Source organism: Microbacterium sp. KU4F, assembly GCF_056868075.1.
Genome location: NZ_CP200324.1, coordinates 1,763,971 through 1,787,791, shown reverse-complemented (window position 1 = coordinate 1,787,791; position 23,821 = coordinate 1,763,971). Strand labels below are relative to the sequence as shown.

Below are 23,821 nucleotides of genomic sequence, written 5' to 3'. Positions count from 1 at the left end.
CCTCTGCGAGGGACCGGTCCCACGCAATTATGTTGCACCTCTGGACAAAATTCGCCGAGGTGGTTAATTTTACGGAGCCGTCATAATTCCGACGGTCATCAGCCGGGACGACGAAGCCCCGAGCCCGCCGCAGCGACAGTGCGGGCGCGCCGCTATCGGCCTTGCGATTCAGAGAGGAAACGCACAGCACATGAAGAAGAAGCTCCTTGCGGCCGTGGCGGTCGGCGCCCTCGCCGTCAGCCTCGCCGCGTGTTCGTCGACGCGCGGCGGCGACGACCCGTCCGGCGCCGCGGCCTCGACCGACTGCAATGTCGGCATCGCGATGCCCACCCGCAGCCTCGAGCGCTGGATCAACGACGGCGAGCAGCTGCAGGCCAAGCTGAAGGATGCCGGCTGCACCGTCGACCTGCAGTACGCCGACAACAAGACCGACCAGCAGATCAGCCAGATCCAGAACCAGCTCGCCGGCGGCGCGAAGATCCTCGTGATCGCCGCCATCGACGGCTCCACGCTCGGCCCGGTGCTCGAGGAGGCGAAGGCGCAGGACGCCACCGTCATCGCCTACGACCGTCTCATCAACGGCAGCGAGAACGTCGACTACTACGCCACGTTCGACAACTACAAGGTCGGCACCCTCCAGGGCCAGTACATCGAGACCCAGCTGGGCCTTGCAGACGGCAAGGGGCCGTTCAACCTCGAGCCCTTCGCCGGGAGCCCCGACGACAACAACGCGAAGTTCTTCTTCGCCGGCGCGTGGGACGTCCTGAAGCCCTACGTCGACAAGGGGCAGCTGGTCGTTCCCAGCGGCAAGGCTCCCGCGAACGACGACGCCTGGGCGTCGATCGGTATCCAGGGCTGGGCGTCCGACAAGGCGCAGGCCGAGATGGACAACCGCCTCTCGTCGTTCTACGGCGACGGCAAGAAGGTCAACGTCGTGCTCTCGCCCAACGACAGCCTCGCGATCGGCATCGAGGCGTCGCTGAAGTCCGCGGGCTACACCGCGGGTGCGGACTACCCAATCATCACCGGGCAGGATGCGGACAAGGCGAACGTCAAGGCCATCCTCGACGGCCTGCAGTCCATGACGGTCTGGAAGGACACGCGCGCACTCGGTGACCGCGTGTTCACGATGATCCAGGAGATCACGCAGGGCAAGGAGGTCGAGGTCAACGACACCAAGACCTACGACAACGGCAAGAAGGTCGTGCCGTCGTTCCTGCTGACGCCCGAGGTGGTCACGAAGGACGACGTGCAGTCGAAGCTCATCGACTCCGGCTTCCTCAAGGCCTCCGACGTCGGTCTCTGATCCATCCACGCGGCGGGGCGGGTCTCACCCGCCCCGCCGCTCGAGCGTCGCCCGCGGGCGGCGAAGGGACACACCATGACCGAACCGATCCTGCGCATGGCGGGGATCTCCAAGTCCTTCAACGGCGTGCCGGCGCTCTCCGACGTCTCGATCGACGTCTACCCCGGCGAGGTGCACGCGATCTGCGGCGAGAACGGCGCGGGCAAGTCCACGCTCATGAAGGTGCTCAGCGGCGTCTACCCGGCGGGCAGCTTCGAGGGCACGATCACCCTCTCCGGGCAGCAGGTCGCGTTCCGCTCGATCAATGACAGCGAAGCGGCCGGCATCGTCATCATCCACCAGGAGCTCGCGCTGAGTCCGTATCTCTCGATCGCCGAGAACATCTTCCTCGGCAACGAGAAGTCGCGGCGGGGCGTCATCGACTGGAACGCCACGAACCGGGAAGCAGCAGCCCTGCTCGCGCGGGTGGGCCTCAAGGAGAACCCGGCGACGAAGATCTTCGAGCTCGGTGTGGGCAAGCAGCAGCTGGTGGAGATCGCGAAGGCGCTGGCCAAAGAGGTGAAGCTGCTCATCCTGGATGAGCCCACCGCGGCTCTCAACGACGACGACTCCGCCCATCTGCTGGATCTCATCGACCAGCTGCGGGCGCAGGGGATCACCTGCATCATCATCAGCCACAAGCTGAAGGAAGTGCTGCGCATCGCGGACCGCATCACCATCATCCGCGACGGCCGCACGATCGAGACGATGCGCCGTGACGACCCGGAGACGGACGAGGGGCGCATCATCCGCGCCATGGTCGGTCGCGACCTCAACAGCCTGTTCCCGCCGCGCGAGCCCGACATCGGCGAGGAGCTGTTCCGCGTCGAGCACTGGACCGTGCACCACCCGGTCGACACCGAGCGCGTCGTGATCGACGACGCGTCCTTCATGGTGCGCGCGGGAGAGATCGTCGGCTTCGCCGGTCTCATGGGCGCGGGGCGCACCGAGCTCGCGATGAGCGTCTTCGGTCGCATGTACGGCACCGGGATCTCCGGTGAGGTCTACAAGAACGGCGAGCGGATCGACGTGCGGACGGTGGATGCGGCGATCCGCCACGGCATCGCCTATGCCACCGAGGACCGCAAGAAGTACGGCCTGAACCTCATCGGCGACATCCAGGTCAACGTCTCGGCGTCCGCGCTCGCGCGGCTGGCGCGGCTCGGCGTCGTGGACCGCTACCGCGAGTACAAGGTCGCCGACTCGTACCGCTACAAGATGAACATCAAGGCGCCCAGCGTCGCCGCGATCACGGGCCGGTTGTCCGGTGGCAACCAGCAGAAGGTCGTGCTCTCGAAGTGGATGTTCACGGGACCCGACGTGCTCATCCTCGACGAGCCCACCCGCGGCATCGACGTGGGAGCCAAGTACGAGATCTACGGCATCATCAACGAACTCGCGGCGCAGGGGAAGGCGGTCATCGTCATCTCCTCGGAGCTTCCCGAGGTGATCGGGCTCTCCGACCGCATCTACACCATCTCCGAAGGGCGCATCACGGCGGAGGTCGACCGTGCCGACGCGACCCAGGAAACGCTCATGCGGCACATGACCGCCGGAAGGAACTGACATGGCTACTGCGTCGACGCAGACGGTGGACACCCCGCCGAAGAAGAGGCGGGGTCTGCTCGCCCGGATCAACTTCCGTCAGTACGGCATCCTGGCCGCCCTCGTGATCATCATCGTGCTGTTCCAGGTGATGACGGGTGGCCGCCTCCTGATGCCCGGCAACGTCAACAACCTCATCCAACAGAACGCCTACGTCCTGATCCTCGCGATCGGGATGGTGATGGTCATCATCGCCGGTCACATCGATCTGTCGGTGGGGTCGGTCGTCGCCATGGTGGGCGCGATCGCGGCGATCTCCATGAACAACTGGGGACTGCCGTGGTGGGCGGCGGTCATCCTCTCCCTCGTCGTCGGCGCGGTCGTCGGTGCATGGCAAGGCTTCTGGGTGGCGTTCGTCGGGATACCGGCGTTCATCGTGACCCTGGCCGGCATGCTCCTGTTCCGCGGTCTCACCCTCGTGCTGCTGACCGGCGGCACGATCAGCGGGCTCCCCGACGGCTTCACGGCGATCGGTGCCGGGTGGCTTCCGCCCGTCTTCGGCTACGTCGCGGACCGCGATGCGCTCACCCTCGTGCTCGGGCTGCTCGCCTCGGTCGCGCTCGTGGCCCAGCAGCTGCGCACGCGCGCCACGCTGCGCCGGATGGAGCTGCCGCGCGAGGTCGCGTGGTCGTTCTGGCTGAAGAACGCCGTCGCGGTCGTGGCGATCATGGCCACCGCGTGGACGCTCGCCACGTACAACGGAACGCCGATCGTGCTCATCATCCTCGCGGTGCTCGTGCTCGCGTACACGTTCGTGCTCAACCGCACGGTGTTCGGCCGGCACATCTACGCGATGGGCGGCAACCTGTTCGCCGCCGTCATGAGCGGTGTGAAGACGAGATGGGTCAACTTCTTCATCTTCGTCAACATGGGTGTGCTCGCGGGCCTCGCGGCCGTGGTGAGTACGGCCCGTGCCGGCAGCGCGGTCGCCTCCGCCGGTCAGAACTACGAGCTGGATGCGATCGCCGCCGTCTTCATCGGCGGGGCGGCGGTCCAGGGCGGTATCGGCACGGTCGTCGGCGCCGTGATCGGTGGTCTCGTGATGGGCGTGCTCAACATGGGTCTGTCGATCCTCAGCGTGGATGCGGCATGGCAGATGGCGATCAAGGGCATCGTGCTGCTGCTGGCGGTCGCCTTCGACATCTTCAACAAGCGACGCAGCGGCGGCGCGTGAGCGCCGCGCCCCGCGCCGGGCGACCGCCGGACGCCGTGCCAGAATTGCCGGGTGACTGCGGTGACCGTCGCGACGGGGCCTGATCTTCCACCCCCCGCGGGCTCCGCGGGGGGTGGAACCACGAATGACGCGGTCCGCCGCCAGAACCTCGTGGCCGTGCTCTCGGAACTTCGGCTGAACGGCACCCTCTCGCGCGCGCAGCGCAGTGCCCAGACCGGGCTCAACCGCTCCACGATCACGGGCCTGGTCTCGGAGCTGATGGATGCGGCTCTCGTGCGGAGCTGCCGGCGGTCCCCTCGACCGGCAAGGCGGGCCGGCCCATCTCTGAGTTGCAGGTCGACGACGCGGTCTCGGCGATCAGCGTCGGTGTGGATGCGGACGGCGTCACGGTCGCACTCATCGGACTCGGCGGCACGGTGCACGCCCGCCTCCATCACGACACCGCCCGCCCCGTCAGCCCGCGCCGCTTCGTCCAGCTCGCCGTCGATCTCATCAACGTGATGCGAGCCGACATCGATCGGCACTACCGCGTGGTCGGTGTGGGGCTCGCGGTGCCGGGCCTGGTGGATGCCCGCGGATCGGTGCTCGTGGCACCGACCCTGCAGTGGCGGCACGAGCCCATCGCGGCCCGGATGTCCGACAAGCTCGGCATGCACGTCACGGCGGGCAACGACGCCAGCATCGGCGCGCTGGTGGAGACGCGGTTCGGCGTCGCCCGCGGGGTGCGCAATCTGCTCTACCTCGGCGGCTCGCTGCGCGGGATCGGTGGCGGCGTGATCATGGACGGCACGCTGCTGCGGGGCACGTCCGGGTACGCGGGCGAGCTCGGTCACACGGTCGTCAACCCCGGCGGCATCAAGTGCGTCTGCGGTCGGCGGGGATGCCTGGAGGCGGAGGTGGATCTCAGCCTCATCGAACCGCTGCTGGGACGCCGACGACTCGACGAGGACGAGTTGGATGTCGAACTGGGGGTCGCACGCGACCCGAAGGTCATGGCGGAGGTCGCGCGGCAGGTCGACGTGCTCTCGATCGCTCTGACCAACTTCGTCAACGCCTTCAGCCCCGAGCTCGTGGTGCTCTCGGGCTACTTGGGCTCGCTGCTCTCCGTCAGCAGGGAGCGGCTCTCGGCGGCGGTGCGCCTGCATCCGTTGGGCGCGGAGGGGCGCGTCGTGCGCCTCGAACGTTCCCGGCTGCGCTCGCGACTCATGCTCATCGGGCCCGCCGAACTCGCCTTCGCGCCGATCCTCGCCGACCCGACGACCGCGCCCCGTCGCTGACGAGGATCAGCCCCGCGGCGGTTGCGGCGCCCCGGCGGTGCGCCGCGGCTTGCGAGCGCAGGCGCTTTTAGGCTGCCCTGCCGGAGGGGCAGGCTGTCGAGAATCGTTCGAAACTGAGAGTTTGTTATGCGAGGCCATTGTGTTAGCGCTAATGGTACCGGTAACATCACGAACGGTTCCCCATTCTCGCGTTTTCGCCGACGACCAGACGCCGACGACGCAGGGTGAGTCGGCCCCTCGCAGCGGCGACAAGCCTGCGTGCGAAGGGGACGGCGTCCCGCGGCCTCCCGTGCGCGGACAGGGTGCAGTGAGCGAGGTGGCTCCCTGCGTCGGAACCGGGTTCGTGGCCGGTGAGGCCGGCGACTGATCGACGGGAGCGGCGCTTTCGCAGATGAGGCGCTGGTGGCACTCGAACTCAAAGGAGACAAGACGTGAGACCACCCCTACGCACCCCTCGCCGTGCACTCGCACGCGGGCCACGGACGCTCGGCGCGCTGCTGGGAATCGGCGCGCTTGCGCTGTCCTCGGCGGTCGCGATTCCCGCGGCCCACGCCGCGTCCACCCCGCTGATCGCGAACGGCACGTTCGAAGCCGGGATCAGCGGATGGAGCGCGCCCCTCGGCGGAACGCTCGCCGAGAGCAGCGATGCGAAGTCGGGGAGTAAATCGCTCGCCATCAGCGGTCGCACCACGTTCCAGTCCGGGCCGACGGCCACCGTCACCGGCCTCCTGGATCCTGCGAAGAGCTACGATCTGTCGCTCGCGGTGAAGTTCGACGCGGGCGCGGCCACCCAGAACTTCAACGTCGTGCTGTGCACGAGCTCGCGCAGTCAGTGCGATGTCGTGACCAGTGCCACCCTCACCGCAGGGCAGTGGAAGGTCCTCGAGAAGACCTTCACGCCGGCGATCGCGAACTACGACATCATGTTCGTCGAGACGCCGTGGAACACGAACGTGCAGAGCTTCGTCATCGACGATGTCTCCCTGACGGCGGCAGGCGGCACCGATCCCGGTACGCCCGCCGTGACCGAGCCGCCGGCCGTCGCCGGCAACCTTCTTCCCGATGGCCGGTTCGTGGACGGGTTCACGGGATGGACCGCGACGCGCTCCGGCACGCTCGCCCTGAGCGATGACGCCGCCAGCGGCGCACATTCCCTCAAGGTCACGGGCCGCACCAACACCCAGTCGGGTCCCTTCGCCTCGGTGACCGGCAAGCTCGAAGTCGGCGCCACCTACCGCCTCGGCGGCAAGCTGAAGTACACCGAGGGTGAGCCGACCCAGCAGTTCAACTTCACGTTCTGCCCGAGCAACTTCAACGACTGCGTCGACAACGGTCAGACCTACACGCGCGGCGAGTGGGGCACCTTCTCCAAGGAGTTCACGGCAGGGGCCAACCACGCGTCCGCGGACTGGTTCTTCGTCGAGACACCGTGGGGATCGAGTGCACTGCAGGACTTCCAGGTCGACGACATGTCGCTGATCAAGGTCGCGGACGCCCCGGCGGCCCCGACCTACGGCAGCCTGGAAGAGGTGCAGACCAAGCCCGTCGGCGACCACAACCCGCTCGTCGGCCACAAGTTCGGCGCCGACCCGCACCACCTGATCTACAACGGCCGCCTCTACATCTACTCGACGGATGACACGCAGCAGTACGAGAAGAACAGCAAGGACGCGAACGGCCTGCCGACGCAGTCCAACGGCTACGGCGACATCACGCGTCTGAACGTCATGTCGACCTCCGACATGGTCAACTGGGTCGACCACGGCGCGGTTCCGATCGCGCGTGAGGGCGGCGCAGCTCCGTGGGCACGCAACTCCTGGGCTCCGGCGGCGATCGAGAAGGACGGCAAGGTCTACCTGTACTTCTGCGACAGCGGTACCGGCACGGCCGTCGTCGTGGGTGGATCGCCCCTCGGGCCCTGGACCGACCCGGTCGGCAAGAAGATCATCCCCGACACCGTCTCGCCGGAGTACATCGCCGGTGGTGGATTCCCCGCGGGGATGTGGCTGTTCGACCCCGAGGTCTTCATCGACGACGACGGACAGGCGTACCTGTACTTCGGCGGCAACTCGCAGATCGGCTCGGGCAGCAACGTCCAGGGTCCGCAGAACCCGAAGTCGACGCGCGTCGTGAAGCTGAAGGACGACATGGTGACGCTCGACGGCGACCCCGTGGAGATCGACGGCCCCGGCATGTTCGAGGCCTCGAGCATGTTCAAGCGCGGCGACACGTACTACTACTCGTACTCGTCGAACTTCCAGGTGCGTCCGCAGGAGGGGGTCTACCCGCCCACCGGAGCGATCGCCTACATGATGACCGACGACCCGATGAACCTGCCGGCGTCCACGTATGCGGGTGTCGCCTTCCAGAACCAGTCGAACTTCTTCGGCGCGGGTAACGGCGGCAACAACCACTCCGACATGTTCACGTTCAAGGGCGAGACGTACTTCACGTACCACGCTCAGACGCGGGGCGCGGCGTGGGCTGCGGCGCTCGGAACCCCGGGATCGACCCAGGGCTACCGCTCGGTGCACATCGACAAGCTCGAGTTCAACGCGGACGGCACCATCAAGCCCGTCCAGGGAACCCGCGCAGGCGTCGAGCAGGTCGAGGCGTTCGACCCGTACCGCACCTTCGAGGCAGAGACGCTGGCATGGCAGCTCGGGCTGAAGACGGTCGCGACGGATGCGGCGTCGGTCGAGTTCCCCGAGCACAACGGCAGCGGCAACATGGCGCTGAGCTCCATCGACGACGGCGACTTCGCCGGAATCTCGGGGGTCGACTTCGGTGACGGGGCCGCCTCGGTCTCGGCCCGGGTCAAGCCGCTCGTGGAGGGCGCGTCGATCCAGGTCCGGCTCGACGAGGTCGACGGCCCCGTCGTCGGCGAGATCGCCGTCGAGGGAACCGTGGGCGAGTGGACCACCGTGAAGGCTGACGTCACCGGCGCGACCGGGGAGCACGATGTGTTCTTCGTCTTCGCGGAGCCCGAGGGCGGCACGGACTCGAAGCTCATGGAGGTCGACAACTGGACGTTCACGGCCGAAGACGGAACCGAGCCCGGCAACCCGGGCAACCCGGGCAACCCGGGCAACCCGGGCAACCCGGGTGAGTCCGACGTCACCGCGGTCCTGTCGCGCACGGACGTGCGGGCCGGAGAGTCGTTGACGGTGACGGCGCAGGGACTCGATGTCGCGAAGGTGGAGATCGGCATCGCGAGCACGTATCGCGCGCTCGCCACGGTCGATGTGACCGACGGCGCGCTCCGTGCGACCGTGACGATCCCCGCGGACATCACGCCGGGGGAGCACCACATCCAACTGCGCGATGGCGACCGGATCCTCGCTGAGCTACCCGTCACCGTACGTGCGGCCGCGGGTGCGCTGGCCGCGACGGGGCAGGACACGACGCCGATGATGTCCGCGTCGCTGTTCGGCGCCGCGATGCTCGGCCTCGGCATCCTGGCGATGCTCCGGCTGCGGGCGCGGGCGCGTCGCTCCGAGCTCTAACGGATGAGCAGCAGGTGCCCGGGACGGCGTTCGCCGTCCCGGGCACCTGCTTTTGCGTGGAGGGTGAGAGAATCGACCGATGTCCGAGCCGTCGCTTTCCTCCGTCGCCCTCACTCGCGACATCGCCGCTGCCGAACGGATGTGGGGGAGTATCGCGCCGCCCACCCCGAGGCGGTGAGTGCTTCACCCGACTACACCGTCGAGCACTTCGGTGATTCGGCGCGCCTGGCCGACGAGCTCCTCGACATCGTCCTGTCGGGACGCAAGCGCGCGACCGCCGAGCTCGTCGCGGACTTCGTGGCGCGTGGCGATGCCGTGCCGCGTATCGGTTCCCACTGGATCGCCTGCGACAGCACGGGCGCACCGCGCATCGTGATCCGCAGCACCGAGCTGCGCCTCGGTCCCTTCACCAGCGCCGACGCATCCTTCGCCAGGGACGAGGGAGAGGACGACGGCTCGCTCGAGAGCTGGCGGCGCGAGCACCGGCGTTACTGGGAGCGGGTCAGCGCCGCGCGCGGCGCCGTCTGGTCGGAGGACGAGGAGATCGTCTTCGAGCGGTTCTCCGTGGTGTGGCCGCCGGAACACGCGGACTGACCGCGGCGGCGTGAGTCGGAGACCCCGCGACGTCGGGCGCAGGGTCTCTCGGCTCAGCTTGCGCCGCCCTCCTGGGAGGCGATGCGATCGGCTTCGGCGCTGTCGATCTGGTCGTCGTCGAGGTCCCCGTCCAGCACCTCTTCGCCGTCCACGTCGCGCGTCGGCTCCTGGTCTCGCTCTCCGTCCCCGGGAAGCGGTACGGGGGGAGGGAAGGTGTTGTTCGACATCGTGGTCTCCTTTCGATCGGATCCAGCGGATGCCGGCACGCTACGCCGCGCCGCGTTCTCCCTCGCGGGGGTTGACGCGGCGTCGTGTCAGGGACCGCTCTGGATGACCTGCTCGAGCTGCACGATCGTCAGCGGCTGCCACGGCGAGCCGTCCGCATCCGTCGCCTGCGCGGCGGGGCTGTCGCCGCGCGTCCAGTACTTGGCTTCATTGGGGACCTGCTGGAACATCACCCGTTGGCCTTCGGTGTACGTCGTCACCGGGTCCCAGTCCGGGTAGGTGCCCTCCGGCAGCGTGGGCTGCGGGTAGGGCGTCTCGCCCGGCAGCACGGGACCGATCAGCCGCCACGGCCACGAGTCCGCATCCGCCAAAGGGTTGTCCGGATCGTCGCCGCGCGTCCACCACTTCGCCTCGTAGACGTTCTGCCGCCATACGACCTTCGCGCCTGAGAGGTACGTGTTGGTCTCGGTCCAGATCGGGTACGGGCTGGCCGCGGGGTCGTCGGTCGCCGTGGGCACGGGCTCCGGCGTGGTGCGGCGCCCCGCAGATTCGTCGGGCGCGGCCTCGAATCCGGGCTGCAGGGTCTCGGCGAATGTCGCGTCCTGCTGGTCGATGCCGCTGCAGTCGTTGGAGACGACCGAGGTGTCGGCGTAGTTGGTGCCGCACGTCCGGTCCCGGTTCAATGACCACATCGACAGTCGTGACATCCGCTGCTGCTGCGCGAAAGCGTTCAGCGCCGTCGCATCGTCGAGGGTGAAGACCTCGTCGGGCACGTCGTTCTGGCCGATCATGGGCGTGGCCGCCAGCTTGCCCCAGAGGGTGGGCGCGGTAAGGGTCGTCCCGGCGTCCTCGTAGAGCGCGCCGAGTTGCGCATGCGTCGCGCGGAGCGCGTCGATCGCGGTCTCGGCCATGGTCTGCCTGCCACGGTCGACGCCGAAGTCCATCGTCATGACGTTGACGCCGGTCAGATCCACCCCGGACTCCAGCATCTGCGCGATGGCGGTGCGCGCAGCGGCGGTCAGCCCGTCGGGCGCGACCGGCAACGTGAGCCAGACCGCGAGGTCCTCGCCCGCCGCCCGCCGCTCGCGCTGCAGGTCGGCGATCGCGACCGCGCGGCGCAGACCCGACACGGGGTCCTCGAGGTTCTCCCCCTCGATGTCGAGGTCGATCGTCGATACGTCGTAGCGGTCGACGACACTCCGATAGGCCTGCCCGAGCCCCTCTTCGTCGGCGCAGGCATTGGCGAGCTCGGTGCCCGCTGCGCCGCCGAAGGACAGGACGACATCGCCGCCGCTCTCGCGCAGCCGCGTGATGCGCCGGTCCAGATCGACATCGCGCGCCGCCTCGTCGAGGTCGTAGTACCCGCCCCAGGACGGCGTGCACGAATCCGCCGCGGCGGCCACCACGAACGAGAGGACGACGTCCCGGTCGGCATCGTTCTCGGGTTTCTCGAACGCGAAGAACGGTGTCGTGGTCACGTCGACGTACGGTGCGAACCACGCGGCCCCCGTCACCGCGCGCACCTGATCGACCACGAGCAGGCGGTAGCCGAAGAGCGAACCGGCGACGATGGCCACGAGGATGATCACCCCGAGCGTGACCCGCCACGGCGACAGGCGTTTGCCGTCGTATGGGCCGGGAGCGGGCGGTGCAGTGTAGGCGACGCGCGGGTTCATGCGCGCCGGCCCGTCGCGCTTCTCGCCTCGAGCGCGCGCGACGGTGCCTGCTCGACCGCGGCGGATGCGGTGGGCCGGGCTGCGCGACGGACCGGATCGCCGGCCGCGGGGTAGCCGTGGAACAGTGCATCCTGCCAGTCGAACCCGGGCTCACCGGGGGCGGCGCGGCCCGAGGTCTCGGTGGGAACGGGAACCCACATCCAGTTGGTCAGTCCCATCCACACATCGACGAGCGAGTTGCGGATGCCGATGTTCTCGACACACGCCCACAGGGCGCAGACCGCGTTGAGCGTGCCGAAGAAGAACGTTCCCCAGTTCTGGGCGTTGAAGCTCCACCACGCGGTGAAGATCGAGAACGCGACGATCGCCCAGGGCGCGACGACGTAGAGCAGCGTCGTCGCCGTGCGCTCGCGCACCTTCGGAGTGCGGGCGAACGGGATCTTGCGGCCGGTCAGGCCCTGTTCGATCGACTTCAGCACGCCGGCGAGGTTGACCGGCAGGAGGATGAGGTTGAAACCGTAGATGCGGAGGATGTCGAGGTAGCGGTAGCCGGAGTACTTCAAGTCGCTCGCCTGGCACAGGAAGTACGGGGCTGCCGCCACCAGGACGAGCGGGCTCAGCAGGTCGCTGTCGAACGGGAACGTGAGCAGGAAGAGCAGCGCGAAGCTGGCCCACGCGAGCGAGGCCATGTAGTTCACGCGGATCATCCACTCGCCCAGGCGTACGGGGCGCGACGTGCGTCTGCGGGCGCGCACCTGGCGCAGGAACTTCGGCAGGATGAGCAGGCCGCCGTTCGCCCAGCGCCGCCGCTGCACCACGAGCGAGCCGAAATCGGGCGGCGTGGCCGAGTAGCTGAGTCGCTCGGGGTAGTTCACGAGCGTCCAGTTGTGATCGGCGAGATCCACCGAGGACTCGGTGTCCTCGATCACGGTGCGGTCCTGCACGTAGCGACGCACCTCGAAGCCCTCGGCATCATCGATCTGCATGATGTCGTCCATCGCCTCCATGCGGATGACGGCATTGGCACCGACCCAGAAGGTCGCGTCGTAGCCCGACATGCCCTGGTGGAGGATGTGCTGGATGTCGGTCGTCGCGCCCGCCAGTCGCTCGATGCGCGTCGGAGCGCCGCGGAACGAGGAGTACGGCGTCTGCGTGACGGCGACGCGTTCGTTGCCGGGCTGCTCGAGGAAGTAGACCAGCCGCAGGCAGTAGTCGCGGAGCAGGAGAGAGTCGGCGTCGAGGGTGAGCAGGTAGTCCGAGTTGGGGATGACGAGGTCCGCTTCCTGTCCCGCGCCGGCGACCAGGCGCAGCACCGTCTTGCGACCGGGGCCTTCCACGAACCGGTAGCGACCGCCCATCAGGCCGATGTACGCGTTGAGGTTCATCGCCTTGTTCGCTTCGCTGGACAGCGAGGCGTAGCGCTTGCGCTCGAACGTTCCCACATCCACCGAGAAGATCCACACCAGGCGCCGATGCAGCTCGTGCAGGCGCTGGTGCGAGAGCTCTGTCTGGGACTCGGCCGCGGATTCGAGCGCGGACGCCGTGAGGTCCAGGTCGTCGGCCAGCCCGCGGACGACCTGGTCGATGAAGAAGGTGTCGACGTGGTCCTCGTGCGGTTCGGAGTCCGCCATGTCGTTGAGCCAGGCGACCGCGTAGCGGTACTCGTCTCGCAAGGAGAGGATCTCCGCCTCGCCGACGCCGCCCGTTGCGGCGCGCTGCTCGAAGTCGAACATCGCCTCGGTGAAGCGGTACGCGGGTTCGGCGAGGTCCTCGGCGATTCCGAGGGCGATCTGGCGGGTCGCCTCCAGGCGTGCGATCGTGTGCGGATCCGTGGGGAACGGGGGGTCGTCCAGGAGCAGCACGACCCGCAGCGACGGATACTCCTGCAGCGCCGCCGACCACATGGTCTTGCGGATGACCGAGGGCTCCTCGGCATAGGAGGGGATGAGGACCGTCATCCCCTCGCCGTGCTCATCGTCGAAGTGACGGTCCAGCCCGCGCGCGGCACCCGATCGTGATCGCGGAACCGTCGGAGAGCGGCTTCCCGCTGCACGAGGAACATCAGCGCAGAGAAGCTCAGTGCCGTGATGACGAGGGCGTAGATGCACGCCTCGATCGTGGGCCAGATGTGCTCGCCGTCGTACGCGAAGATCTGGCGCAGTGCCGTGGTGAGCATGTAGGCGGCCCAGCCGGCGACCGTGATCGCGATGGCGATGCGTGCCCAGACGATCTTCGCGGCCGAGGGACGCGGGTGGAGCGTGGGCAGTGGCTCGCGGCGTCGTTCGGATCCCCACTGCCGCTTTCGTGCGCTCGGAAGCGCAGGAGTCTTCGCCATGTCGTCCCCTGCCGAAGGAGCGGTGAGCGCCCACGTCTTCGGGTGACGGGGCGCTCACCGAGAGCAGCGGAGTGCTGCTGGAGCTACGGTACGAGAGCGGTTCCAGCTGCGGACGGCGTACGGGGGAATTCGGACGGAACCACCCGAATCTTGCGGTGGGATTGCGGATCTTGCGCATTTCTTGCGCATTCCTTGCGGTTCGAGCAGTGACGCTCAGACGCGACCGAGTCGCAGGATGTCGATTCCCAGCCACCCCAGGGCGCGCAGTCGGCGGCGGTCGGCCCGGTCGCGTGTGGTCGCCAGCGAGGGCGCGGTGCTGACCACGATCTGGTGGACGACCTCGGCGCTCAGCAGACGCGCGAGGGTGCGCGGTGCCACCGAGTTCGCGCCGCCCACGATGAGACAGATCCGCGGTGCGTCGTCGACGAGCTGCGCATCGATGCGGGAGAAGAACTCCTGCGCGCGGTGCAGGGTGGAACCGTGCGCCTTGCGGTCGATGATGACGACGCCGAGATCGGCCGGCCGCTCGCCGACACCGGGTAGGACGAGCTGATCGGGGCCGATGACGCGCCGGATGCCGGTGATGAGAGCCTCCGCGTCGCCGTCGATGAGCACCCGGGCGCTGCGCAGGTCTTCTTCGACCCGCCGACGCAGTCGCGCCTGGAGACTCATCGTGCGCTCCTCGCCTCGCCGGTATCGTCCCTACACGCTATCGCGCCGCGTCTGTGCGCGCGCGAGTCGGGCGCCCGCTTCGCGGAGCCATCGTCGCGGATCCGACACTGCCGCAGAGGCGGAACCCGCGAGCTCTTCCAGCGACAGGTCATCCATCCCGGGGGTTACGCCGAAGCGCCCCGCGACGACGCTCACGGGCACGCCCCGAGCCTCGGCGTACGCGCGGACGACGCCCGGCGCCTTGCCCAGCAGCGACTGGGAGTCGTAGGACCCTTCGCCCGTGATCACCCGTTGCGCGCCCGCGAGGGCGGCGTCGAGTCCGATCGTCTCGGCGACCGCGTCCGCCCCCGAAGCGAGCCGGGCGCCCCAGACCAGGAGGCCGAAACCGCATCCGCCGGCCGCTCCCGCCCCCGCCGCATCCGGGGCGGCACCGGCGACCCGGGCCCACTGCGTCAGCGCGGTCTCGATCCGGTCGACCTGATCGGGGTCCGCCCCCTTCTGGGGGCCGAACATCCGCGCGGCGCCGCCGGGGCCCAGGAGCGGGGCGCGCACGTCGGAGAGCACGAGGCTCCCGTCGGCCGGCGGCGGCAGGAGCCCTCTGGCATCGAGGGATGCGGCGCGCGAGAGGCCGGCCGCTCCGGAGGGCACCTGGCGGCCGTCCGTATCCCGGACGATCGCGCCGAGCGCGGTCAACACTCCTGAGCCGCCGTCGCTGGACACGCTGCCGCCGATCCCGAGCAGAAGGCGGGTGGCACCCGCCGCGAGGGCGGCGCGGATGGCTTCGCCGAATCCGAGCGTGTGCGTCGTCAGCGGGTCGACGGTCTCGCCTGCCTCCACGAGCTCGATGCCGGACGTGCACGCCAGCTCGACCACGGCGGTGCGGGGGTGCTCGCCGGGCAGCATCAGCCAGTGGGAGTCGATCCGACGCCCCGTGGGTCCCGTCACGGCGACGGGAACGCGTCGAGAGCCCGGGATCGCTGCAGCGAACGCATCCAGGGTGCCTTCGCCGCCGTCGGCCATCGGCCTCAGCAGCAGCTCGTCGTCGGGGCGGACGCTCCGCCACCCCTCGGCCAGGGCGCCCGCCGCGCTCGTCGCGTCGAGCGAGCCCTTGAAGCTGTCGGGGGCGACGACGATCCGCGAGCGGGCGGGGGAGGTGGGGTCGGACACCCGTCGATCGTCGCAGCCGGGGCCCGGCATGGGTATCCCTGGAAGCGACGTGCCCCGCGACCGAGGCCGCGGGGCACGTCCGTTCCGGCTTACTTGAAGGCGTCCTTCACGTTCTCGCCGGCCTGCTTGAGATCGGACTTGGCCTGTTCGGCCTTGCCCTCGGCCTCGAGCTTCTCGTTGCCCGTGACCTTGCCGGCGGCTTCCTTGGCCTTGCCGACGAGGTCCTCCGCAGCGTTCTTGATCTTGTCGTCGAGTCCCATGAGGGTCTCCTTTCTCTTCTTTCGGATGACCCGCGCGCGGTGCGCGGTCACGTGAGGGTGCGCCGGTCCGAGGCGAGACGTGCCCGGAGCCCTGCGTGAAGTGAGATGTAGGTGCGCGTGGGGCGGTCCAGGAGGGTGTCGAGACGGGCGCCGACGGTGGCGACGTGGTCGGCGATCTCGCGCGGCGACGCCTGGGGGTGCGGGGTGACGGCCACGTGGAGCACGGGAGCGTTCCGGACGTCGTCGGCCACGACGCGCGTCGACAGGATGTCGGCCCGCCGCGCCAGCGACGCAGTGACCGCGTCGGAGGCGAACCCCTCCCGGACGACGACGCGGCCGGGAGCCGCATCCGCCTCGGCGCTGCGCAGTACGGTGCGCGAGCGGCGGTGCGCCAGCAGTGCGACCGGGGTGAGCAGAAGCACGATGAGGATCACCGCGCCGGCCACCGCGCCCATGCCCGCCCAGGAGACGGGACCCGCGCCGACGAGGGTCGCTGCATGTGCGGCATCCACGGCCTCTGCGCCCATGGTCAGAGTCTGCTCCCACAACCGATGCGCGTCGGCGGACAGGGACGCCCATACGACCACCGCTCCCGAGGCGAGGGCGATGAGGCCGACGAGGAGGACGAGGGCCCGGTTGAGACCGCGGCGGGTGGTGTTCATCGCTCCTCCTTCCTGTCGAGACGGCGGTGCACGCTCAGCACGACCGACGGGCTCAGCCGGTATGTGGCCAGCTCCGCGTCGGCCGCGGCACGCACCTCATCGAGGTCGATGTTCAGACCCGTCTCGGGCCGGACGGTGACATCGACGCGGCGGTGGCCCACTCCGACGGTGAGCCGGCGCCGATCGATGCCGAGGGTGTCGCTCAGATGCTGAGCGAGGGCGGCGGCGACCACGCCGTTGTCCACGACGACGATCGTGCCGTCGCCGGCGGCCATCGTGTGCTTCGCGAGTCGGCCGGGGGTGACGGCGATCACCACGAGGACCGCCCCCAGAAGCGCCACGGCCGCACCGATCGCGGTCATGACCGTGCCGGATGCCGCGGCGAGGCCGCGCAGCAGATCGGCCGGGGCCGCGATGAGCGACGGTGCGTCCGCCATGACCAGCACGATCTCGGTCGCAAGGTAGGCGACCAGCGCGATCAGCAGGACCACGGCGACGACCATGGCCGTCGACCGGGGCGAGTGGGTCTCACGTCGCCGCACGCGCGCGAGGGCGCGGTCCGACGACGCGGTGGTACCGGTGGCGGTCATCTCACCCTCCTCTTCTTCTCGATGCGGGCGCCGGTGATCGTGAGGTCGATGCGGCGCACCTCGCGGCCCGTGAGCGCCGCGACGTCGGTGCGGATCTGCTCGCGGATGCGGTGCCCGCGGGCAGTGACGGTCTCGGACTGCGCGGACGGGAGCGCTTCCGACAGGTCCGGGACGGGAAGCGGTGCCTCCACCCGGACCGCCAGTGCGCCGGCGGTGGCGCCGAGCCGGACGCTGACCTCGCGCCGCGGCAGTCCCATGGCCCGGGCCGCCACCTGCTCGCAGACGGCGACCAGGGCGCGCTCGGCCACGAGCGTCCGGCCCGGCAGGACCGTCTCGGCGGCGGGCGTCATCCCGCCGCCGAGCGCGGACCAGGTCGCGGTGCTCATGATGTGCGGCGGCCGGAGAACACGTTGGCGAGCGCGCGAAGGTCGAGCGAACCCGACACGACGCGACCGACCAGCGCGCCGATGCCCATGAACAGGGCGACCAGGAGGAATCCCCAGAAGCCGAACAGCAGGGCGGACACGGCGAGCACCGCACCCACGAGCGCTCCGCTCACCGTGGCGCTCATGCGACGCGCGCTTCGGTGTCGTCGTCGGTGTCGTCACCGGGAAGGTGCACGTCGTTGACCTCCACGTTGACCTCGACGACCTCGAGGCCCACCAGCCGCGAGATCGCGCCGGCCACCGCGGCCCGGACGCCCGCGGCGACCTCCTGGATGGGGGCGGGGTACTCCACGACGATCGTGAGGTCGGCCGCGGCCTGCGTCTCGCCGACCTCGACCTTCACACCCTGTGTGAGGTCGGTCGCGTTGATCGCGTCGCGGATCATTCCGAGCGCGCGGGCGCCGCCGCCGCCGAGCGCGTACACGCCGGGGACCTCGCGTGCCGCGATGCCGGCGACCTTGGCGACCACGCCATCGGCGATGACGGTCCGGCCTGCGGCCGCGACCGTCGGGGCGGTTCCGGTCGTGCCGACGGCGCCGCGGTCGACGCGGGCGGGGGTCACGGCGGGGGTGGTCTTCTGCTCAGTGGCCATGATGTGCTCCTTTATCTCGTTGCCAGGGCGGTGACAAGAGCGCGAGACGGTTCTCGTCGTCGGCGCTAACTTCGCCCTACTGACATGAGGCACCTACCCGCCGGATCGTCACAAAAAAGTTCCGGTGGATTTCGGAGGGGCCGATGGCGGAGCCTGAATCGGCTGCGAAGGGCCTCGCAGCACTGTCCGACCGCATCCTGGTGCAGCGCGCGGTCGACGACGACGTCGCAGCCTTCGCGGAGATCGTGCGTCGGCACAGTCCGCTCATGCGCGCGTGCATCGCGCGCATGCTCCGCTCGCAAGCAGATGCCGACGACGTGGTGCAGGACGCCTTCGTCGTCGCGTGGCGACAGCTGCCGACCCTGCGCGACGGTTCGTCGGTCAAGGCGTGGCTGCTGCGCATCGCGTCGCGCGAAGCACTGCGGGTGCTGCGCCGCTCCGCGAAGGAGGAACCGTTCGAGGACTGGGAGCCGTCCACACCCGAGAGCACCAGGCCCGAGCACGTCGCCGAACGCAACGCTAGACTCGCGGCACTCTCGGCCGCGTTGGAGAGACTGCCGGAGGCGCAACGACGGACCTGGCTCCTCAGGGAAGCCGCGGGACTCGGCTACTCCGAGATCGCGGAGGAGTTGGACGTGCCGGTGAGTACGGTACGGGGAAACCTCGCCCGCGCCAGAGCGAGCATCATGATCGGGATGGAGGGATGGCGATGACCGCCTCGAACGCCTCACCCGACGTCCTCGACTGCGGGCGCACGGTCCAGGAGCTGAGCGAGTACCTGGAAGCGGGACGTTCGCCGCGCGACGCCGAGATCGAGCAGTGCCCGGAGTGCCTGAACGCCCTCGAGTCCCTCTCCCGCGTCGGAGACCTCTCCCGCGATCTGTTCGCCGCCGATGCGGCCTCGCTTCCCGAGCCGTCGGCGGGGTGGTTCGGCGGCATCCTCGACCAGGTCGCGGCAGAGCTGCGGTCCGGCCGCGATCTGCCGGTGCGCCATCCCGACCCGAGAGTGCGGATCACCGTCGCCGAAGGCGCGGTGCGTACCCTCCTGCGCTCGGCCGCCGACGAGCTGGACGGGGTGTTCATCGGGCGCACGCGCATCATCGGAGATGTCGAGGAGCTCGGCGCCCCGGTGACGATCGACATCACCGCATCCATCGCCTGGGATCTCGACGCGCACGCCGTGGCGGACGACGTCCGCCGCCGGGTCGCCGAGGTCGTCGAGCGGCACACCGATCTCGAGGTCGCAGCGATCGACGTCACGATCGAGGACATCCACGCCCCCCAGCCGCGAAAGGACGCGTCATGACCCTGCCCTCTGCGCCGCGGGACGCGGTGACCGAACTCGTGCTCGGCTCGCCCGGCGTCGCGGCGGTGTTCCCGCCGCGCGTCGCGGATGCGGTGGCCGGCGCGCTCGGCTCGGTCGCGCCGTTCGTGGCGGGTGGTGCGGCCTCGGAGGCGGTCCAGGTGCGGATCGCCGCGGACGCGTCGGCGGGAGCGGCCGACGCGGGCCGCGAGGTCGCGGATCTCCTCCTCGCGCGTTTCCCGGATGCGGGGCTCATCCGCGTGCAGGTCGACCGCATCCAGTGAGCCGGGCGGTGCAGAGGTGAAGGAGTACCGCGTCCAGTTCAAGAACTCCTGGTCCGAGAAGAACGGCGATGAGGTGACCGAGAGAGTGATGACGCTCGAGGATGCGCAGCGCTTCATCGCGGAGCATCCCGAGACCGAGTACGTCGTCCTGGAGCGCAGCGTAGGTGACCCGCCCTCGATCTGGTCGCTGCTGGCGCCGGAGGACGCGGGATGATCGAGCGGGTCAGAGCGCGACGAGCGTCGCGTCGATCCGGTTGCCGTCGATCGTGACCCTCATGCAGGTGTGGGCGGGCTGACGGCGGCGGTCGGTCGGCGAGCCGGGATTCAGCAGGCGCATCCCCGCGGGCGTGACGGTGTCCCACGGGATGTGGCTGTGTCCGAACACGAGAAGATCCGTCTCGGGGTACGCCGCATCCATCCGACGTTCCCTCGAGCGCGCGTCGCCCGTCTCGTGCACGACGCTCATGCGCACATCCTCGATCCGACGGTGCGCGACCAGCGGGAGCCGGGCGCGGAGGTCGGCGCCGTCGTTGTTGCCGTAGACGCCGACGAGCTCGCCGTGCCGAGCGAGGTCGTCCAGCACCCCCGCGACGACCCAGTCGCCGGCGTGCACGATGAGATCGGCGTCGTCCGCGAGCCGACGCACCGCATCCGGGAGGGTGCGTCGACGCGCCGGGATGTGGGTGTCGGAGATCAGCAGCAGCCGCGTCGTCACGCGCGGGCCGCCGAGAAGGGTCCGCGCAGCGCCGCCCACTGCAGCAGCATGATCGTCTTGGCGTCGACGATGTCGATGCCGATGCGCGCGAGCGCGTCGTCGACGTCGAGCTCGAGCACCTCGATGTCTTCGCCCTCGTCGGCGAGTCCCGCTCGCGCCCCCGATACGACGTCGCCGCGGCGGTAGGGCGCGGCGAAGAAGTGCAGCCGTTCGGTCACCGAGCCGGGGCTCATGTACACGTCGAAGACGTGCTCCACGTCGCCGACCGGGCGCCCGGTCTCCTCCTCTGCCTCGCGCCGGATGGCGGCTTCGGGAGCATCGTCGTCGAGAAGTCCCGCGGCTGCCTCGATCAGCATGCCGTCGGGATGCCGGTTGACGTAGACCGGGTAGCGGAACTGACGGGTCAGCAGCACGGTGCGCGCCTCGGCGTCGTAGAGCAGGATGCACGCTCCGTCGCCGCGGTCGTACGTCTCGCGGTGCTCGGTGGTCCAGGTGCCGTCCGAGTGCTGGAAGTCGAAGGTCGTGGTACGCGTCACGAACCAGTTCGAGGTGAGCACGCGGACCTCGCGCACCCTCACCCGGGGGTTGCCGTCCAGATCGCGCCCTACGCGATCGAGGCCCGTGCGGCCACGCGCATCGGGGACATCGACTCCGGGCTGACCCGTCATCGGCGTTCCAGACGGACCACGGGGATGGTGCGCGTCGTGCGTCGCTCGTAGTCGCCGAAACCGGGGCTGGCGGCGAGGAAGCGCTGCCACGCCGCATCCCGTTCGGACGGACCCAGCACCCAAGCCGTGACCTGGACCTCGCCCGCCGGCGTCTCGATCGTCACGTCGGGGTGGGCGCGGAGGTTGTGGAACCAGGCGGGGTTGTCCTCCGCCCCCGCCTTCGAGGCGGCGATCAGCCAGGCATCGGCTCCGTCCGGGAGGGCCATGAGCGGGGCGATGCGCTCGAGGCCGCTGCGGGCGCCGATGTGGTGCAGCAGGATCAGGGCGTCGCCGAAGTTCTCCACCCGGCCGCCGTTTCGCCGGAACTCCGCGATCACGTGATCGTTGTACGAGGTCATGCCTGTGCTCCGTCCGTCGGTGGGTCCGCCGTCTCGATCCTCGCACCCCGCGCGGGAGATCGGAGATGCCGCCTGCGAGCCGTCTGCGCACGCTACCGTCGTCGTGTGAGCGATGACCGTCGAGACGACGAGGTCGATCTGCTGATCGACGCGTGGGGCAGACGCCTGCCCGATGTCGACCTCACTCCGCTCGATGTGATGTCGCGGCTGCGTCGTGCGGCCATCCGGCTGGACCGGCTGCGTGCGGCCGCGTTCGCGACGGCGGGTCTGGCCTCGTGGGAGTTCGACGTGCTCGCGGCGCTGCGCCGGGCCGATCCTCCGCACCGGCTGAGCCCCGCACAGCTGATCGAACGGACGATGATCACGAGCGCGACGATGTCGCACCGGCTGGCGAACCTCTCGACGCGAGGGCTCGTGGTGCGAAAGCGCAACCCCTCCGACGGGCGCAGCGTCTACATCCTGCTGACCGAGGAGGGCATCAGAGTGGTGGATGCGGCCATGACGGAGCTGGTGCGGCGGGAGGCGGAGGTGCTGGCGGGGTCGGATCGCGCCGACATCGCGGCGCTGACGCGGGCCCTGCGCCCGCTCATGGGCCCCGAACGCGGGTGACGCGCCCGTCGAGTTGTGGCGGAGCCGGCCGACGAGGACAATCCCGCGTATGAGTCACGAGACCGTCGCCGTGCCGACTCGTCCCTCCGAGCTGACCGATGCGCAGTGGGAGCGGTTGTGCGCGTACGGCACCGCCGAGGAGGTGGACGCCGGGGACTACGTGTTCCGCTCCGGCGATCACGACTACGACATGATCCTCGTCGACACCGCCGAGATCGAGATCGTCCGCGACGGTCTGGGCTGGGTCGACGAGGTGGTGCTCACACGCATGGGTGCGCGCACGTTCGCGGGTGAGTTGAGTCTGCTGAACGGGCAAGGGGCGTTCCTCTCCGCCCGCGTGGCCGAGCCCGGCCGCATCCTGCGGGTGCCGCGGGGGCAGCTGCGTCGGCTGATGGCGGAGGACGACGAGCTCTGCGACCTGATCCTGCACGCCCTGTGGGAGAGGCGGGAGTCGTTGCGAACCGGCCCCGCCGCCCTCACTCTCAAGTTCGTCGGGCTGCGCGGATCGCGCGAGTTCCTCGCTCTGGACCGCTTCGCCGAGCGGCTCGACCTCGTGCACACCGCCGTCGAGGTGGATCCCGACGACATGGGCGTGCATGCCGATCACGGCGTGCGTATCGAGGACCTGCCGATCGCCTATCTGCAGGGCGAGCCGGTCGCGCGCGCGACGCCCGGCATCGTCGCGGACCGGCTGGGGCTGAGCTACCAGGCCGAGACGGATGCAGCCGTCGACCTCGTCGTGATCGGCGGCGGACCTGCCGGTCTCGCCGCCGCCATCTACGGCGCATCCGAGGGCCTGAACACGGTGCTCCTGGATGCGGTCGCGCCCGGTGGTCAGGCCGCCGCGACATCTCGCATCGAGAACTTCCTGGGCTTCCCGTTCGGCGTGAGCGGCGGTCAGCTCATCGGGCAGGCGACGCTCCAGGCGCTCAAGTTCGGGGTGCGCGTCTACGCCCCATGCGAGGCCGTCGCGATCGCCGAGGTTCCCGAGGGGCTCGAGGTCACCCTCGCCGACGGGCGCCTCATCCGCACCCGCACCGCCATCGTCACCTCGGGGGCCGCCTACCGCCGTCTCAACATCGAGGGCTGGTCGCGGTTCGAAGGCTCGAGCATCTACTACGCGGCGACGCCCCTCGAACTGCACCAGGTCGCCGGAGCACCTTCTGTCGTCGTCGGCGGTGCGAACTCCGCGGGGCAAGCCGCGCTGTACCTCTCCGGCAACGGCTGTCCCGTGCACCTCGTGGTGCGCGGAACCGATCTGCGCCAGCGCATGTCGAGTTACCTCGTGGACCGGCTGCTGGAGAGCCCGGGAGTCCGCATCCACACGGCCGCCAACGTCACGGCGCTGGGCGGCGACGGCATCCTCGAGAGCGTGCGCATCGACACGGTCGGCGACGTCGACGCCCGTGGACTGTTCTGTTTCATCGGTGCCGAGCCCGCCACATCCTGGCTCGGATCGCTCGACCGCGACGACCACGGTTTCCTGCGCACCGGCACGGACGTCACCGTGCAGTCGATCTCCCGCTGGCAGCAGCTGGGCCGCGAGCCGCTGCCGTTCGAGACCTCGCTGCCGCGGCTGTTCGCCGCAGGGGACGTGCGACGCGGATCCATGAAGCGGGTGGCGGCGGCGGTCGGGGAGGGATCCAGCGCCGTCGCATCCGTCCATCGGGCGCTCGCGCTCGCGTGAGCGCCGTCGCACTCATGGCCACGCCTACGCT

The 23,821-nt window shown here is 69.5% G+C and carries 26 protein-coding genes and 1 pseudogene; 12 read left to right on the top strand and 15 right to left on the bottom strand.

Annotation, left to right across the window (positions count from 1 at the left end; all coding sequences use genetic code 11):
* Window positions 1-190: 190 nt before the first annotated feature.
* The 6 genes and pseudogenes from chvE (at window position 191) to AC1VNH_RS09070 (ending at window position 9,501) form a co-directional block, all read left to right on the top strand.
* Complete coding sequence (gene chvE, locus AC1VNH_RS09095; RefSeq protein WP_483110975.1) at window positions 191-1,306, top strand: multiple monosaccharide ABC transporter substrate-binding protein; 1,116 nt, start codon at window positions 191-193, stop codon at window positions 1,304-1,306.
* 75 nt (window positions 1,307-1,381) lie between these two features.
* Window positions 1,382-2,911, top strand: a complete 1,530-nt coding sequence (gene mmsA / locus AC1VNH_RS09090) for a multiple monosaccharide ABC transporter ATP-binding protein (protein ID WP_243231070.1) — start codon at window positions 1,382-1,384, stop codon at window positions 2,909-2,911.
* Between the two features lies 1 nt (window position 2,912).
* Entirely contained in the window at window positions 2,913-4,124 is a 1,212-nt protein-coding gene (mmsB, locus tag AC1VNH_RS09085; RefSeq protein ID WP_137418164.1) for a multiple monosaccharide ABC transporter permease, read from the top strand.
* 329 nt (window positions 4,125-4,453) lie between these two features.
* Window positions 4,454-5,401, top strand: coding sequence for an ROK family protein (locus AC1VNH_RS09080; RefSeq protein WP_483110972.1), 948 nt, complete (start codon window positions 4,454-4,456; stop codon window positions 5,399-5,401).
* Between the two features lie 431 nt (window positions 5,402-5,832).
* Window positions 5,833-8,907, top strand: a complete 3,075-nt coding sequence (locus AC1VNH_RS09075; RefSeq protein WP_483110971.1) for a carbohydrate binding domain-containing protein — start codon at window positions 5,833-5,835, stop codon at window positions 8,905-8,907.
* Window positions 8,908-8,986: 79 nt separating this feature from the next.
* A pseudogene (locus AC1VNH_RS09070) lies at window positions 8,987-9,501 on the top strand (ASCH domain-containing protein).
* Between the two features lie 53 nt (window positions 9,502-9,554).
* Here the strand turns inward: AC1VNH_RS09070 and AC1VNH_RS09065 are convergent.
* From AC1VNH_RS09065 to AC1VNH_RS09010, 12 genes are all read right to left on the bottom strand, one after another.
* Window positions 9,555-9,728 (bottom strand): hypothetical protein, encoded by a 174-nt coding sequence (locus AC1VNH_RS09065; protein WP_483110969.1) that lies wholly within the window; start codon window positions 9,726-9,728, stop codon window positions 9,555-9,557.
* An 87-nt stretch (window positions 9,729-9,815) separates the two neighbouring features.
* A complete protein-coding gene (locus tag AC1VNH_RS09060; RefSeq protein ID WP_483110968.1) occupies window positions 9,816-11,402 on the bottom strand; it encodes a chitinase in 1,587 nt (528 codons plus the stop codon).
* Entirely contained in the window at window positions 11,399-13,360 is a 1,962-nt protein-coding gene (locus tag AC1VNH_RS09055; protein ID WP_483110966.1) for a glycosyltransferase family 2 protein, read from the bottom strand. The genes AC1VNH_RS09060 and AC1VNH_RS09055 overlap by 4 nt, the downstream gene beginning before the upstream one ends.
* Window positions 13,357-13,737: a hypothetical protein gene (locus AC1VNH_RS09050; RefSeq protein ID WP_483110965.1), complete on the bottom strand. Its 381-nt coding sequence runs from the start codon at window positions 13,735-13,737 to the stop codon at window positions 13,357-13,359. The genes AC1VNH_RS09055 and AC1VNH_RS09050 overlap by 4 nt, the downstream gene beginning before the upstream one ends.
* Before the next feature lie 213 nt (window positions 13,738-13,950).
* A complete protein-coding gene (locus AC1VNH_RS09045) occupies window positions 13,951-14,409 on the bottom strand; it encodes a hypothetical protein (protein WP_309734790.1) in 459 nt (152 codons plus the stop codon).
* Window positions 14,410-14,439: 30 nt separating this feature from the next.
* The gene (locus tag AC1VNH_RS09040; RefSeq protein WP_483110964.1) at window positions 14,440-15,576 is read right to left on the bottom strand and encodes a glycerate kinase; all 1,137 of its coding nucleotides are present in this window, start codon (window positions 15,574-15,576) and stop codon (window positions 14,440-14,442) included.
* An 89-nt stretch (window positions 15,577-15,665) separates the two neighbouring features.
* A complete protein-coding gene (locus AC1VNH_RS09035; RefSeq protein ID WP_309734794.1) occupies window positions 15,666-15,836 on the bottom strand; it encodes a CsbD family protein in 171 nt (56 codons plus the stop codon).
* A gap of 47 nt (window positions 15,837-15,883) precedes the next feature.
* A complete protein-coding gene (locus AC1VNH_RS09030) occupies window positions 15,884-16,498 on the bottom strand; it encodes a hypothetical protein (RefSeq protein ID WP_483110962.1) in 615 nt (204 codons plus the stop codon).
* Window positions 16,495-17,088, bottom strand: coding sequence for a DUF6286 domain-containing protein (locus AC1VNH_RS09025; protein WP_483110960.1), 594 nt, complete (start codon window positions 17,086-17,088; stop codon window positions 16,495-16,497). The genes AC1VNH_RS09030 and AC1VNH_RS09025 overlap by 4 nt, the downstream gene beginning before the upstream one ends.
* Window positions 17,085-17,474 carry a hypothetical protein gene (locus AC1VNH_RS09020; RefSeq protein ID WP_309734798.1) on the bottom strand — a complete coding sequence of 130 codons (390 nt, stop codon included), beginning with the start codon at window positions 17,472-17,474 and terminating at the stop codon, window positions 17,085-17,087. Before AC1VNH_RS09020 ends, AC1VNH_RS09025 begins: the two co-directional genes overlap by 4 nt.
* A complete protein-coding gene (locus AC1VNH_RS09015) occupies window positions 17,471-17,659 on the bottom strand; it encodes a DUF2273 domain-containing protein (RefSeq protein ID WP_137418153.1) in 189 nt (62 codons plus the stop codon). The genes AC1VNH_RS09020 and AC1VNH_RS09015 overlap by 4 nt, the downstream gene beginning before the upstream one ends.
* Window positions 17,656-18,126, bottom strand: a complete 471-nt coding sequence (locus tag AC1VNH_RS09010; protein WP_309734801.1) for an Asp23/Gls24 family envelope stress response protein — start codon at window positions 18,124-18,126, stop codon at window positions 17,656-17,658. Before AC1VNH_RS09010 ends, AC1VNH_RS09015 begins: the two co-directional genes overlap by 4 nt.
* Window positions 18,127-18,269: 143 nt before the next feature.
* On the opposite strand from AC1VNH_RS09010, the gene AC1VNH_RS09005 reads away from it, so the two are divergent.
* From AC1VNH_RS09005 to AC1VNH_RS08990, 4 genes are read left to right on the top strand one after another with little or no spacing between them, the layout of a single operon-like run.
* The gene (locus AC1VNH_RS09005; protein ID WP_483110959.1) at window positions 18,270-18,839 is read left to right on the top strand and encodes an RNA polymerase sigma factor; all 570 of its coding nucleotides are present in this window, start codon (window positions 18,270-18,272) and stop codon (window positions 18,837-18,839) included.
* The gene (locus tag AC1VNH_RS09000) at window positions 18,830-19,432 is read left to right on the top strand and encodes an Asp23/Gls24 family envelope stress response protein (protein ID WP_483110958.1); all 603 of its coding nucleotides are present in this window, start codon (window positions 18,830-18,832) and stop codon (window positions 19,430-19,432) included. Before AC1VNH_RS09005 ends, AC1VNH_RS09000 begins: the two co-directional genes overlap by 10 nt.
* Window positions 19,429-19,713 (top strand): hypothetical protein, encoded by a 285-nt coding sequence (locus AC1VNH_RS08995; protein WP_309734807.1) that lies wholly within the window; start codon window positions 19,429-19,431, stop codon window positions 19,711-19,713. Before AC1VNH_RS09000 ends, AC1VNH_RS08995 begins: the two co-directional genes overlap by 4 nt.
* Before the next feature lie 16 nt (window positions 19,714-19,729).
* Window positions 19,730-19,927 (top strand): hypothetical protein, encoded by a 198-nt coding sequence (locus AC1VNH_RS08990; RefSeq protein WP_483110956.1) that lies wholly within the window; start codon window positions 19,730-19,732, stop codon window positions 19,925-19,927.
* A 9-nt stretch (window positions 19,928-19,936) separates the two neighbouring features.
* Here the strand turns inward: AC1VNH_RS08990 and AC1VNH_RS08985 are convergent, their stop codons facing one another.
* Genes AC1VNH_RS08985 through AC1VNH_RS08975 form a run of 3 tightly spaced genes read right to left on the bottom strand, consistent with a single transcriptional unit; the run spans window position 19,937 to window position 21,494 of the window.
* Window positions 19,937-20,428: a metallophosphoesterase family protein gene (locus AC1VNH_RS08985; RefSeq protein WP_483110955.1), complete on the bottom strand. Its 492-nt coding sequence runs from the start codon at window positions 20,426-20,428 to the stop codon at window positions 19,937-19,939.
* A complete protein-coding gene (locus AC1VNH_RS08980) occupies window positions 20,425-21,096 on the bottom strand; it encodes an NUDIX domain-containing protein (protein ID WP_309734814.1) in 672 nt (223 codons plus the stop codon). Before AC1VNH_RS08980 ends, AC1VNH_RS08985 begins: the two co-directional genes overlap by 4 nt.
* A complete protein-coding gene (locus tag AC1VNH_RS08975; protein ID WP_483110952.1) occupies window positions 21,093-21,494 on the bottom strand; it encodes a nitroreductase/quinone reductase family protein in 402 nt (133 codons plus the stop codon). The genes AC1VNH_RS08980 and AC1VNH_RS08975 overlap by 4 nt, the downstream gene beginning before the upstream one ends.
* 105 nt (window positions 21,495-21,599) lie before the next feature.
* On the opposite strand from AC1VNH_RS08975, the gene AC1VNH_RS08970 reads away from it, so the two are divergent.
* Window positions 21,600-22,103 carry a MarR family winged helix-turn-helix transcriptional regulator gene (locus tag AC1VNH_RS08970; protein ID WP_307322336.1) on the top strand — a complete coding sequence of 168 codons (504 nt, stop codon included), beginning with the start codon at window positions 21,600-21,602 and terminating at the stop codon, window positions 22,101-22,103.
* Window positions 22,104-22,152: 49 nt separating this feature from the next.
* The gene (locus AC1VNH_RS08965; protein WP_483110950.1) at window positions 22,153-23,790 is read left to right on the top strand and encodes an FAD-dependent oxidoreductase; all 1,638 of its coding nucleotides are present in this window, start codon (window positions 22,153-22,155) and stop codon (window positions 23,788-23,790) included.
* Window positions 23,791-23,821 lie beyond the last annotated feature (31 nt).

Coding starts and splice junctions, on each gene's coding strand:
- chvE (WP_483110975.1), top strand. CDS start 191: ATGAAGAAGAAGCTCCTTGCGGCCGTGGCGGTCGGCGCCCTCGCCGTC.
- mmsA (WP_243231070.1), top strand. CDS start 1,382: ATGACCGAACCGATCCTGCGCATGGCGGGGATCTCCAAGTCCTTCAAC.
- mmsB (WP_137418164.1), top strand. CDS start 2,913: ATGGCTACTGCGTCGACGCAGACGGTGGACACCCCGCCGAAGAAGAGG.
- AC1VNH_RS09065 (WP_483110969.1), bottom strand. CDS start 9,728: ATGTCGAACAACACCTTCCCTCCCCCCGTACCGCTTCCCGGGGACGGA.
- AC1VNH_RS09060 (WP_483110968.1), bottom strand. CDS start 11,402: ATGAACCCGCGCGTCGCCTACACTGCACCGCCCGCTCCCGGCCCATAC.
- AC1VNH_RS09055 (WP_483110966.1), bottom strand. CDS start 13,360: ATGACGGTCCTCATCCCCTCCTATGCCGAGGAGCCCTCGGTCATCCGC.
- AC1VNH_RS09050 (WP_483110965.1), bottom strand. CDS start 13,737: ATGGCGAAGACTCCTGCGCTTCCGAGCGCACGAAAGCGGCAGTGGGGA.
- AC1VNH_RS09045 (WP_309734790.1), bottom strand. CDS start 14,409: ATGAGTCTCCAGGCGCGACTGCGTCGGCGGGTCGAAGAAGACCTGCGC.
- AC1VNH_RS09035 (WP_309734794.1), bottom strand. CDS start 15,836: ATGGGACTCGACGACAAGATCAAGAACGCTGCGGAGGACCTCGTCGGC.
- AC1VNH_RS09030 (WP_483110962.1), bottom strand. CDS start 16,498: ATGAACACCACCCGCCGCGGTCTCAACCGGGCCCTCGTCCTCCTCGTC.
- AC1VNH_RS09025 (WP_483110960.1), bottom strand. CDS start 17,088: ATGACCGCCACCGGTACCACCGCGTCGTCGGACCGCGCCCTCGCGCGC.
- AC1VNH_RS09020 (WP_309734798.1), bottom strand. CDS start 17,474: ATGAGCACCGCGACCTGGTCCGCGCTCGGCGGCGGGATGACGCCCGCC.
- AC1VNH_RS09015 (WP_137418153.1), bottom strand. CDS start 17,659: ATGAGCGCCACGGTGAGCGGAGCGCTCGTGGGTGCGGTGCTCGCCGTG.
- AC1VNH_RS09010 (WP_309734801.1), bottom strand. CDS start 18,126: ATGGCCACTGAGCAGAAGACCACCCCCGCCGTGACCCCCGCCCGCGTC.
- AC1VNH_RS09005 (WP_483110959.1), top strand. CDS start 18,270: ATGGCGGAGCCTGAATCGGCTGCGAAGGGCCTCGCAGCACTGTCCGAC.
- AC1VNH_RS09000 (WP_483110958.1), top strand. CDS start 18,830: ATGGCGATGACCGCCTCGAACGCCTCACCCGACGTCCTCGACTGCGGG.
- AC1VNH_RS08995 (WP_309734807.1), top strand. CDS start 19,429: ATGACCCTGCCCTCTGCGCCGCGGGACGCGGTGACCGAACTCGTGCTC.
- AC1VNH_RS08980 (WP_309734814.1), bottom strand. CDS start 21,096: ATGACGGGTCAGCCCGGAGTCGATGTCCCCGATGCGCGTGGCCGCACG.
- AC1VNH_RS08975 (WP_483110952.1), bottom strand. CDS start 21,494: ATGACCTCGTACAACGATCACGTGATCGCGGAGTTCCGGCGAAACGGC.
- AC1VNH_RS08965 (WP_483110950.1), top strand. CDS start 22,153: ATGAGTCACGAGACCGTCGCCGTGCCGACTCGTCCCTCCGAGCTGACC.